11 protein-coding genes and 2 pseudogenes are annotated in these 11258 nt (G+C 68.8%); 6 read left to right on the plus strand and 7 right to left on the minus strand.

Annotation, left to right across the window (positions count from 1 at the left end; all coding sequences use genetic code 11):
• Positions 1-799: 799 nt before the first annotated feature.
• Positions 800-1093: a hypothetical protein gene (locus ACMXN5_RS00145; RefSeq protein ID WP_439673374.1), complete on the plus strand. Its 294-nt coding sequence runs from the start codon at positions 800-802 to the stop codon at positions 1091-1093.
• A 382-nt stretch (positions 1094-1475) separates the two neighbouring features.
• Here the strand turns inward: ACMXN5_RS00145 and ACMXN5_RS00150 are convergent, their stop codons facing one another.
• The 3 genes from ACMXN5_RS00150 to ACMXN5_RS00160 all read right to left on the minus strand — a co-directional run bounded on the left by ACMXN5_RS00150 (position 1476) and on the right by ACMXN5_RS00160 (position 3121).
• Complete coding sequence (locus tag ACMXN5_RS00150; RefSeq protein ID WP_439673375.1) at positions 1476-1856, minus strand: hypothetical protein; 381 nt, start codon at positions 1854-1856, stop codon at positions 1476-1478.
• Between the two features lie 643 nt (positions 1857-2499).
• Positions 2500-2871 (minus strand): toxin Doc, encoded by a 372-nt coding sequence (locus ACMXN5_RS00155; RefSeq protein ID WP_439673376.1) that lies wholly within the window; start codon positions 2869-2871, stop codon positions 2500-2502.
• Positions 2872-2875: 4 nt separating this feature from the next.
• Entirely contained in the window at positions 2876-3121 is a 246-nt protein-coding gene (locus tag ACMXN5_RS00160; RefSeq protein ID WP_439673377.1) for a hypothetical protein, read from the minus strand.
• A gap of 460 nt (positions 3122-3581) precedes the next feature.
• Between ACMXN5_RS00160 and ACMXN5_RS00165 the strand changes: the two genes are divergently transcribed.
• Positions 3582-4762 (plus strand): IS3 family transposase gene (locus ACMXN5_RS00165; protein ID WP_439673378.1). Its coding sequence is split into 2 segments (ribosomal slippage): positions 3582-3846 and positions 3846-4762, totalling 1182 coding nucleotides; the frame shifts between segments, so codons are not numbered across the junction.
• A gap of 219 nt (positions 4763-4981) precedes the next feature.
• The gene (locus ACMXN5_RS00170) at positions 4982-5371 is read left to right on the plus strand and encodes an RICIN domain-containing protein (RefSeq protein ID WP_439673379.1); all 390 of its coding nucleotides are present in this window, start codon (positions 4982-4984) and stop codon (positions 5369-5371) included.
• A 134-nt stretch (positions 5372-5505) separates the two neighbouring features.
• Here ACMXN5_RS00170 and ACMXN5_RS00175 read toward each other — a convergent pair whose 3' ends face one another.
• Positions 5506-5661 carry a hypothetical protein gene (locus tag ACMXN5_RS00175; RefSeq protein ID WP_439673380.1) on the minus strand — a complete coding sequence of 52 codons (156 nt, stop codon included), beginning with the start codon at positions 5659-5661 and terminating at the stop codon, positions 5506-5508.
• Positions 5662-6162: 501 nt separating this feature from the next.
• Positions 6163-6915 (minus strand): phosphotransferase family protein, encoded by a 753-nt coding sequence (locus ACMXN5_RS00180; RefSeq protein ID WP_439673381.1) that lies wholly within the window; start codon positions 6913-6915, stop codon positions 6163-6165.
• A 696-nt stretch (positions 6916-7611) separates the two neighbouring features.
• Between ACMXN5_RS00180 and ACMXN5_RS00185 the strand changes: the two are divergent.
• Positions 7612-7989, plus strand: a pseudogene (locus ACMXN5_RS00185) (IS30 family transposase); the annotation flags it as partial.
• Positions 7990-8008: 19 nt separating this feature from the next.
• The gene (locus ACMXN5_RS00190; RefSeq protein WP_439678120.1) at positions 8009-8236 is read left to right on the plus strand and encodes a hypothetical protein; all 228 of its coding nucleotides are present in this window, start codon (positions 8009-8011) and stop codon (positions 8234-8236) included.
• A 59-nt stretch (positions 8237-8295) separates the two neighbouring features.
• Here the strand turns inward: ACMXN5_RS00190 and ACMXN5_RS00195 are convergent, their stop codons facing one another.
• Positions 8296-9867: an FAD-dependent monooxygenase gene (locus tag ACMXN5_RS00195; protein WP_439673382.1), complete on the minus strand. Its 1572-nt coding sequence runs from the start codon at positions 9865-9867 to the stop codon at positions 8296-8298.
• Positions 9868-9972: 105 nt separating this feature from the next.
• Between ACMXN5_RS00195 and ACMXN5_RS00200 the strand changes: the two genes are divergently transcribed.
• Positions 9973-10509 (plus strand): CGNR zinc finger domain-containing protein, encoded by a 537-nt coding sequence (locus ACMXN5_RS00200; RefSeq protein WP_439673383.1) that lies wholly within the window; start codon positions 9973-9975, stop codon positions 10507-10509.
• An 87-nt stretch (positions 10510-10596) separates the two neighbouring features.
• On the opposite strand, the pseudogene ACMXN5_RS00205 reads toward ACMXN5_RS00200, so the two are convergent.
• Positions 10597-10872, minus strand: a pseudogene (locus ACMXN5_RS00205) (Tn3 family transposase); the annotation flags it as partial.
• Between the last annotated feature and the right edge of the window lie 386 nt (positions 10873-11258).

Genomic DNA, 11258 nt, shown 5'->3' on the forward strand with positions numbered 1-11258 from the left:
TCGAATCCCGAACGCGGCCGCCGAAAACTGGGAATGAACCGCGTACAACTCCTCGCCGGAGACTCCGACGGCCACGGGCGAGCCGACGTCGGGGCGATGTACGACTATGGAGGCGCCGACACTGCCCTGATCACCTGCCACCCGCGCGTCGACGGAACGTTCGACAACGACGTCCAGCGCTGGCGTTTCGGGCCCGGGCAATGGTCCAACAACGACGCCAAAAGCGCTCGCCGGAGACTTCGACGGCAACGGACGCGCCGACGTCGCCGCGATGTACGAACGAAACGACGACTCCACCACCACCCCCACGCTCGTCACCGGCGCGGAGGGCATCGTCAAACCCCCGTCCAGGGGTGGAGAGCCGCACCCGGCACCTGGTAGACCGGGCACGACCCACCGGACAGCGACACCAACGAGCGAGCAGGGGTCCGGCGCGCACCACCACACACGACACACCCGCACGAACCCTGTCCCCAGGCACGCCAAGTCACCGACCACCCGAGCCACTCCACGCCCCCGCACCAGGCCGCACGCAGGACGCGGCGGCTCACACCGCTCTCGCCCGAGGCGCATTCTCGACGGCGTCGCCCGGCCCTCTCGAACCCGTGACACAACGGGTCAACCCGCCCCTCGCCAAACAAACACGCACTACAACCCGGGACAAAACAACATTCTCGAACCATGCCGCGCCCCGGGACGGACACGCCGTGCGCGGGTGGCGGTCTCCCGAACCCTGCTCGCGTGCAACGTATTTGACGAGGCGTCATATCGATTGCGCCGCAGTGGCATGATGCGGGGCATGATTGATAGCGCCGCGACGGCGTCCGGAGTTCCCGACCCTGCCCTGGCCGTGGGGATACTGATCCTCGGGATGGCGGGTGCGGTGTGGGGCATGCACGGCGCATTCGACCTACGGGGTTGGCGGACCCGAACCGTCGAGAGGTTGCGCCGGACGGACTCGATCACACTCGACCTGCGCGGGACCGGTCCGACCATCGAGGGTATGGACCACTTCTTTCGCCTCGTGGGATGGCTCATGATCATCTCCGGCGCAGGCGCGGTGGTACTGGGCGTGGTCGGCCTGACGACCTGAAACGCCTCCATCGAGGTCGAACGAGACGTGAATCGGCAGGACTTCCGGACCGTCGAGCCGGTGGCGCGACAGGGGTGCCGGGCGGCTGCGGATGTCGCGGGTGGACGGGGCGTTCTGCCGCGAGCTCTGGCTCACCCCCGGAATCACCGCGGCCGGTCGCCGCGTGGGGGCGGGGCGATGTCATGCCGGAATCGTCCGCCGACGTGCGACCGGCCGGAGTCAGGTGCCAGACCGGGGAGTTCCCGACCGGACCCGATCGACCAGGCCCCGCTCGGACAGCCCTGAAACGCTCGCACCCACAACACCCCAGCTCACACCACCGTCTACACACCAACGACCGTCCCCGGAACCACATCCGAGTGCGGGAACGGAGCAGTTCGATTTACAGGCCCGAATCAGCTGCGTACGAACGCCTGTCCCATTCCCATTTCGGAAGCTTCCCGTAGATTACGTCTCCCGCATTGGATGCCCATTCCCGCCTCACGAATACCGGTCGGGTCCGAAGCACGTCACCGGATCGTTGAGCGCGCAGCACCAAGCCCAGTGCCTCGATCGCGGGATCCCCCTCGTGGGTGATACGACCCTCCATGCCGTTGCGCACCGCATAGTCCACGACCAGATCCGCGACCACCGACGGCGGCCGACCGACGAGGGGGAAATCCGCGATGCGAACCTGCGGTCCCCGCTTCGCGTCCAGAGCAACGGCACACAATCCCAAGTCCTCGTCGAAGTATGTCGACAGACCGGGATTCTCGAACTCCATCCTCCATGGGTGGGTACTCGGTCGAGGAACGGCATCGACCAATGCGGTCCTCGCCTCTTCGGGTGTCATCCCGAATCGCAGAGGCCCTACCCGTACACACGGTACAAAATCCCAATCCGTCCTCTCCGCCGCAACCGATTCGTCGTCCATTCCCGAGTCTTCCTTCCTTGTCCATAGGTCATCACGGCACGACCCCAGGCGGAGAGCAGGCTCTTCGGGCGGCCCGGCGGCGGCAAAGACCACGGCGGCTGGGTCACCGAGGCGCCGCGGATCGACGTGGTCGACGAGGGCCCCGAAGGCCGAGGTGTTCCTGCTCGGCTCACCCGGCCGTCGTGCCCACCACGTACGGCTGCGCGTACGGCAACTTCCCGGTGATGTCCTTTTCGATGACGGCGATTTCCTCCGCGACGTCTGCTCTCCGCAGACGGGTGTCGGGGCGTTTGGCCGGCGACGGTGGCAGCGGTGACGGTGTGACGGATCGCCCCTCGCCCCGGGGGTCGTGCCGGTCGGGAGCCGGTCCGAGTTCTCCCACGCCGGTGTGCCGGGGCCGTCGGGAGGGACGACGGGGATCCGGGCCTGCGCGGCGTCCGCAAGCCGGGACCGGTCGGCCCCGGGGTCGACGTCCGCCCCGGTCCCGGTCGGGTCAGATGCGCCAGGACCGCAGGTGCTCGGCGACGGTGTACACGTCGGCCTTGCCGGTGTCGACGGCGCGGGCGAGGTCGACGAGCGCGCCGTACGGCGGATCCACGCCCTGGTTCGAGGCGGCCATGTAGGCGACGGCGACACCACACGCGAACAGGGCGTTTCGCGCGGGCAGCGGCCGCAGCCGGATCAGGGTGTGCAGCAGGGACGCGGCCCGCCAGGCGGGATCGGCGTCCTCGCCCAGGCGGGGGGTGTTGACGCGGTGACGGGCGACGGCCGCGACCAGACCGGAGTAGTCGTGGACGTCGGGTCCCTCGGGCAGGACGTCGGTCTGGCGCTCGAGGAGCCAGCGCAGGTCGATGTGAAGGATCACCGGGTCAGGCCGCCCCGCGTCGACGGGCCCCGGCGGGGGCGTCGTCGGGGAACGCGTCGTCGAACGCGGCCGTGTGCTCGGCGGTGAAAGCGCGCAGGACCGCAGTCATCGCGGCCAGGGCGCGGCGCTGCGCCAGGTCCTCGGTGACGGCCTCGCGGACCAGGCTCTTGAGGGTGACGCCGCGGGCCTTGGCCGTCTCGCGGAGTTCGGCGAGTTCCTCGTCGCTGAAATCGATGTTCAATGCGGGCATGACCCCAGCATACGTTCGAGGTACCGGGAATGGAAGAAACCCAGGTGGGAGGGCATGATCGTGGGTACCCGGCGTCGACGCCGCAGAGGTGGTCGACCGAGGCCCCGGAATGCGGATCGCGACCGAACGCGGACCGCCCCGGGATGCCTCGCGCTCAGGCGTGCACGACGAACGGCGCCCCGGTCGCATCGAGTCGTGGGCGACCGCCGGGGAACGGGACGCGGCGGTGGAGGGCGACTCGTCAGGACGCCTCCGAACGAACAACCCCGCGACAGCGTTGCCGCCTGCCCTTTCCCCGACCCACCACAGCGGTCCGGTCGGCCCGGCCGGTGACACACCCATGCACCGTCGAACAGGCACAACGATGCCTCCCACCGCTGCCGTCCAACTGGGGTGCCTCGAAGGTTTCGGACAGAGATCCAATAAGGTTGACCTGTAAGGAACCGAGGAAAGCAGCAAGATGGCACGCCCCAACCCGTACACGCCCGAGTTCCGCGAGGAAGCGGTTCAACTGGCATTGAAGTCCGCGCCCCGGGCGATCGCACAGACCGCGCGGGAGCTCGATGTCCACCCGGAAACGCTCCGCGCCTGGGTTCGAGAACATCAGCGCAGGCACGAAAAAGCCGAAGGGCCGCTTGCCGTTGACGAACGCGCCAGGTTGAAGGAACTCGAACGCCGCAATCGCGAGCTCGAGATGGAAAACTCGTTCCTGAAAAAAGCCGCAGCGTACTTCGCGAAGGATCCCCGGTAGGCAGCAAGTACGAGTTCATCGAGACGATGCGACTCGATACCGTGGAGTACGCATATCCCGTCGCATTCATGTGCGACCGCCTCGGTGTGTCCAAATCCGGCTACTACGACTGGCGGCGCCGCCCGGAATCCGCGACCGCCGGGCGGCGCGAGGAATTGAAACGGCTGGTCACGAAGGCATTCGAGATGTCCGACGGCACGTACGGATATCGTCGCATCCGCGCGCAGATGTTGCGCTGGGGCGTGGCGGCCGGCCCGGAGTTGGTGCGGCGGATCATGCGCGACCTGGGCCTGGTGCCCTGCCAGCCCCGCCCGAAGCGCTTGTCCCTCACCCGCGCCACGTCCGCGCCTGTGCCGGACCTGGTCGGCCGCGACTTCACCGCCGCCGCTCCCGGGGAAAAGCTCGTCGGGGATATTACGTACATTGCGACGGCCGAGGGTTGGCTTTATCTCGCGACTGCGATCGACTGCTGCACGAAAGAGGTCGTCGGCTACGCGATGGACGACCATTACCAGACGCCGCTGATATCACGGGCGATTCGCAACGCGGCACGCAATCGCCCCCTTGCCGAGGATGCCATATTTCACTCCGATCGCGGAAGCAACTACATGTCGGCAGAGTACGCGCAGGTGCTCGGCGGACTCGGCCTGCGTCGCTCCGTCGGTCGTACGGGGATCTGCTTCGATAACGCAATGGCCGAGTCTTTCTTCGCATCCTTGAAGAACGAGTGCGTCTCCCGCACGAAGTACTCGACTCGCGAGGAAGCTCGACGAGATATCACTCGGTATATAGAATTCTGGTACAATCGCAAACGACTCCACTCGGCGGTGGGATATCGCCCTCCTGGCGAGGTGCATGCCGAGTTCGAAGAGTTGCGACTCGCCGCGTGAACTCGACAGTCATGACCCTGTCCGAGAAACGCGAGGCCCCTCAGACGATGTCGGTGAAGAGTCGAGTGACGGGCGCTCTGGGAGCGACCGTGCTGGCTGTTGGGGTGTTGCCGGCAACCGCGCACGCGGCTGAGGGAGCCGAGTCCCACGCTGCGGTGTCGTTGCAAGCAGAATCGCCCCTACACGTTTTCCGTACCCGGTGGTTCCGGCTCTTCCTCCGTGTACCTGAACGTCGGGGGCGGCAGCCGCAAGGGAGCCAAGGTCATCACGTGGCCGTGGGCCGGCGGTCAAGGCAACGAAAAATGGTGCCTGACGCCCGGGCCCAGGGGATACGCCTACAACCTGCGTCCTTGGGACAACCGGAACCTGTGCCTGGACGTCCCTGCGGCGAAGTACAGGCAGGGCCAGGAACTGATCGTATGGACCTGCAACAACGGGAAGAACCAGGACTTCTATGTCCAGCCTGTGTCCACGGACGGCGGCACCTACCACTACACAGTCCTGGGTCCGTGGGAGGCGTCGCACCTCAAGATCCACCGAGGACAGTACGGCCAGGGCAGCCCGGTCTCACTGTGGAAGCACCTGAACATGAACGCCCAATGGCAGTAGCGCAGCTCGCGCCCACCGGTTGGCCGGCCGGCTGCCAGCCCCGCCGAGACCGGGCCCCCAGTGCCCCGCACAAGCCTGCCGCGTACTGCCGCCCAACCAGCGTCGGTTGGTCCGGTAGTTGACCGGTGCCGAGCTCACTCCAGCAATTCGATGCCGACAACGATCCGGTCCCGCTTGTCGCACTCCCCTCGGCCAACGTCCGGGTGTTCGGGGGGCGCGAAGTCGGCAAGTGAGAGAAGGTCGAGTTGGCGCGGGCCGTCGATGTTCGAAACATCGGCGGCGGGGTCCACGAACCGCGGCAGGAGATCTGGGCACCTGCGAGGCTGCAGGCGCGGGTGGGGTCGTCGTGGCGCCATATGTCGTGGGGCTCGGTGAGCGCGACCCGGCGGCTGCACACGCCGTAACTGCCCCGAGGACGTGTGCTCATCCGTCCATGATGCGGTGTTGGTCAGATCCGGTGGGGCCGGATCGCCCTCCTCCCCCTGGCTCACGCCACGCGAAGGCCACCCCAACGCAAAACCTGGACGAGCTGACCACCCACAGCCTCGACACAGACCCACCCGGACGAGGACCGCCACCCGACCGCATGACGGTCCGGGCCGTCACGGGTTGACCTCGCCGTCTTCGACGAAACCAGAAGCCTCGGTCCGGCTCGCCGCCTCTGCGTGCACACCCGGTCGACCGGTGCACGGCGCGGCCGGCGACCCTGCGACCGAGGACTGGACTAGAGGCCCTGCTGGTCGAGTGCCGGGCCCGGAAGGGCCCCAGAAGTTGGCCTGTTCCTGCTCGGCTCACATCCGGGATCGGAGTACATCGACCTCGCAGCCAGGAGCGAAGGCGTCGAAGCCGTGCTCGACCAGCCAGCGCACCGCCAGCAGGCTCCGCAACGCCCACCACGCGTGGATCACGTCGAGGTCGATGTCGACGTCGGTGCCGTAGCCGGCGATCACGTCGTCGAGGTGCTCCTCGTGTCCGAGCGTGAAGGTGGCGAGGTCGTACAGGGCATCACCCTGGCCGGCCTCGGACCAGTCGATGATCCCGGTGACCTCGCCGCCGTCGACGAACACATGCGCGAGCTGCAAGTCGCCGTGCGTGAACGCCGGAGTCCACGGCCGGAGCGCGGCCTCGGCGATCCGCCGGTTGCGGGCGACCAGGTCGGCGGGCAGGACGCCGTTCCTCACGAGCAACGCGCACTCGTCGTCGAGTTCCGCCGCCAGTTCGACAACGCTCCGGCCTGCTCGGCCGAGCTTGGGCGGCAGCGGCGCGTCGTGCAGTTTCCGAATGGCGGCACCCGCCGCGGCCCACGCCGCCGGTGAGCCGGTCGACGGCCCGCCGAGGCGCCCGAGCGTCGTCCCCGAGACCGCGGCGATCGCGAGCACGGGCGGTTTGCACCACAGGACGTCCGGGGTCGGAACCGGTGCCAGGGACATCGCCTCGACCTCGGCGTCCATACGGGCCTGATCGGCGTCCACCTTCAGGAACACATCGCCGACACGCAGGGTCGCGCGCTCGGAATGGGCGACGATGACCTTGACTTCATCCATAACAACCAGTTTCCCGGATGGACATCCCGTTCCCGAGACCATCGTGAGCGATTGCGCGAGAGTGCCCTGGCCTGCCGCAGGGGCATCGAACTCGTCGGCGTCCTGGACAGGTCCCCGCCGATCATGAACCGGTCGACGCGCCGGGCCGGCCCGTTCGGACTCCATTTCCGACCGGGTGTCGGAAAACGATGGCGCCCTCAAGTGATCAACGCACCGCCCACGGATGATCATGTGGTCGTGGAGGTACAGGTGCATGACTACGGGTTTTCGCCGGCACAGCAGGATGAGATCTGGAGACGCCGGCGCAAGGGGCAGTCGTTCAGCTTGATCGGGCGGGTACTCGGGGCACCGATGCCGAGCGCGCGCCGGTTCCTTTGCCGGAGCGGCGGTCCGGCTCGCCCCACAGCAGCGATCTGAGCGGCATCTCAGCGGCATCGAGCGCGAAGAGATATCTCGTGGCATCGCGGCCGGGACCGCTACCGTGCCGCGTCCGCCGATGCGGCAGCGTATGCGCGTGGGCGCCGGCCCAAGCCGGCCAACTCGCCCAACGACCGGCTCTGCGCGCTCTGGTGGAGGCCAAGCTTGCTCTGCGCCGGTCTCCTGACCAGATCGCAGGGTGGCTGCGACGCCAGTTACCTGGTGACACCGCCATGAGGTCTCGCACGAAGCGATCCATCTCTCGCTCTACGATCCCCGTTGCCGCCAGGCAATCGACCGGACTCTCACCCAGCGCCTGCGGTCGGCCAGGCCCATGCGCCGCCCGAAGATCGCCCACCGTCCCACCGCCCGGGGCGTCACCGCGGCGTGGTGTCCATCACCGACCGCCCCGCCGAGGTCGAGGACCGCAAGGTCCCCGGCCATGGGGAGGGCGACCTCGGGATGGGCGCCCGACCCTCGGCGGTCGCCACGCTCGTCGAACGCACCAGCCGCTACACGACCATCGTCACGCTGACTGACGGCATCAAGGCTGAGCAGGTCACCCCACACCTCACCAGGAGCCTTCTCGACATCCCGTCCCAGCTCCGTCGGACGCTTACGTGGGACCGTGGCCGAGAGATCGCCGAGCACCAGGCCATCACCCACCGAGACCACGATGCCGATCTATCTCTGCAGGCCGCGGAGCCCGTGGCAGCGCGGCACCAACGAGAACACCGATCGACTGCTGCGGCAGTACCTCCCCAAGGGCGTGGACCTCCGCACGTTCAGCCAGGCCGACCTGGACGCCATAGCCCACGAACTCACCCACCGTCCCGGAAGACCCACGGCTATCGCACTCCGGCAGAGGTCTACGCCGAGCTGCCGAACAGCGGTGATGCGTTGACCCCTTGAGCTCGCCATCGTTTGACGACAGATGAGTCGGCCGAGTCGTTCCGGCGGCAGTCACCGGTACGCGAGTACGCGTCGTACGAGGGCCGGAAGGGTTGTCGGGTCTGCCGGGAGGGTGCCGCGCCAGGCGATGTGTCCGTCGGGGCGTACCAGGAGTGCGGTGTCCGCGTGGTCGGCGCCGAGGAGGTGTGCCCACTGCCCAGGGGTGGCTTCCTGCTGTCCGGCGGTGCGTACGGCCCGGAGGGTGAGGGGGACCCCGGCTTGTCGTACGGCTTCGGCCTGTGCGTGCCACTGGGGGGCCTCGTCGGCTGTGAGCAGGGTGAGGCCAGGGCCGATGAGGTCGAGGGTGGAGGTGGCGCCTGCGGGCCCCGGGGCGAGGCGTACGTGGGGTACGCGTTCTCCCGGTCGGCAGTTGGGCGTGTACCCGGACGGGTCCAGAACCTCGTCTTCGCCGGTGTGCTGCGGGGCGGGGATGACGGCGGTGGAGCGGTAGGTGGCGGTCAGGAGGAGTTCGTCGTCGATGCGGTAGCCGGCCCGGTTGGTGGCGTTGGCCGTGGAGATGTCGATGACCTGGCGGGCGAGGGGGCGCCGTTCGGCCTCGTAGGTGTCCAGGAGGGCTTCGCCGGCGTATCCGGCGGTGACAGCGGCGAGTTTCCAAGCGAGGTTGTCGGCGTCGCCGATGCCGGTGTTCATGCCGTGTCCGCCGGTCGGCGGGACGACGTGGGCGGCGTCGCCTGCCAGGAGGACGCGGGAGTGGCGGTAGGAGGCGGCGAGCTGTGCGTCCATGCGCCAGGTCATCGTGTCGTGGACGGCCACGTCCAGGTCGGGGACGCCCGCGGCCGTACGGACGAGGTCGGCCAGGAGCTCGTTGTCCGTCGGGTCTGCCTCTGCGTCGGGGCCGAGGGGGTACTGGTAGATCCAGTGGCGATCGTTGTCGACGGCCATGAACCCGCCCCGACCGGGGGCAGTGAGGAAGTACGAAGCGCTGGCGCGGTCGGCGACGATCTCTCCCAGGGGCGCTTCGAAGCGGACGCTGAGGTAGCGCCCCAGGCCGACGGGGCCCTCCATCGCGATCCCGGCTCCGGTGCGGACGGTGCTCGCGGCGCCGTCGCAGCCGACGAGCCAGTCCGCCCGCAGGCGGTCCAGACGGCCCGTCGCCCGGTCTTCGATGACGGCCCGTACGCCGAGGCCGTCGTCTTCGAAGGAGACCAGACGGGCGGCGAACCGGATGCGGGAGCCGGCCAGTTCCGTGGCACGGCGCAGCAGCAGCGGCTCCAGGACGTCCTGGGAGCAGATGAGGCCGGGCGACGGCGTGTGCTCGGGGCCCTCTCCGGACTCCTGGGCGAGACCGTTGCGGACGTAGTCAGGGTCGACCAGGTCGCGGCCTCGGTAGAAGTGGACCTGCTCGGCGGGCAACCCGGCCGCGCTGACCTCCTTCTCCAGCCCGAGCCGCCGGAAAATTTCCATGGTCCGGGCCGAGACACCCCGGGCCTTGGGGTGGCGGGAGGTGCCGGGGTGGGACTCGATCAGCGCGTGGTCCACACCCTGATCCGAGAGCAAGCAGGACAGGGCCAACCCGACAGGGCCGCCCCCGACGACCAGTACGGACGTGTGCGATTCGGTCATGGGGGCTCCTTCGAGTGAGTACGACCACATCGGTAACGACAAATATGAATTTAGACGTTACCATGGAGGAGTGATGTGATGGATTGGCGCTGACACGGAGGGGCCATGGACCAGCGGTTCACCGATGACAATCCGCGCGGCCTGTACCTCCTGGCCGACCTGGTCAACGCCGTACAGGACGGGACCGGCGCCACGCCGCCGGGGCTGGAAGCCGTCGTGGAAGCGCACGGCGGCCCGCCGCTGCGGCTGACGGAGACCACCGCAGGGGAGATGCAGGAGGCCGTGGCGGCCATCGCAGGAATCCTGGACCTCGACGACGAGGACGGCGCCGCCGAAGCGATCAACGCCCTGCTCGACCAGTACCCCGCCCGGCCCCGCCTGGAGCGCGTACCGGAACGCCGCTGGTCCCTCCGCGCCACCGCCCCCCACGACGCACAGCCCGCCCGCTGGCTGCTGTCCACCGCCGCCCTCGCCCTGGCCCTCTGGCTCAGCGAACGCGGCTACTGCGCATGGGGCCGCTGCGCCGCCCCTGGATGTGGCCGCTACTTCATCGACACGGGCCGCCGCACCCCGCAACGCTACTGCTCGACCCGCTGCGGAACCCGCGTCCGCGTCGCTGCCCACCGCGACCGGAGCCGATGATCCGCATCGACACCTGTACGACACCCCGGTCCGCGCGCCCGCTCCGGCCGTCGCCGGTCGCCGAACGAAGGCCGGCGGACCGCCGCGTCAGTCCTGCACGCCGTTGTCCTCGTCCAGCCCTGGTGCGTCCGGGTCGCGCAGCGGGCGTAGGGCGCCGGCGGTCGGAACGCCGGCGGTGAAGCTGTAGCGACCGAGCAGGTTCAGGTTCTTGTGCTTGAGCGGGGAGTGCCGGACAACGTCGCGGATCTCGTGGCCCTCGGCGCGGAGCTGGGCGACGGCGGCGTCGATGTACTTCGTCGTCCAGAGCACGATGGCGTTGAGAACCGGGCCGAGCGCGCCGAGCTGGTCCTCCCTCCCGTCGCGGCGGCCGCCGCGGGAGGTGTGGGTCGCGGATGGTGGTGGGGCATTCGGGTGTCGGGTTTCGCGGGGGTGTGCGCGTCATGGGGCGGACGCTGGGGTCGTTCGAAGATGCCGCCCCATGTCGGCGCAGCCGGGCGTTGATGCGGCCGGAGGCTGTGTCAGGGGGCGGCGGCCCCGGGGACCGGGGGCGCGGGATCTCGACGGCGGGGTCGTGGTTCCCGGCGCGCCCCGACGGTTATTCCGATTCTGGCCGAGTCACGCATAACGGTTGGGGACCACCCGTTCCCTCGGGTCGCCGTCGGGCCGGCCCGTGGTCAGGTCCTGGTATCCGGCGAGGCGGTTGCGGACCGAGTCCGCCACCTAGTCCTCGACCGACGCGGCGAGTCCGA

The organism is Embleya australiensis, assembly GCF_051903075.1.
Lineage (GTDB): Bacteria > Actinomycetota > Actinomycetes > Streptomycetales > Streptomycetaceae > Embleya.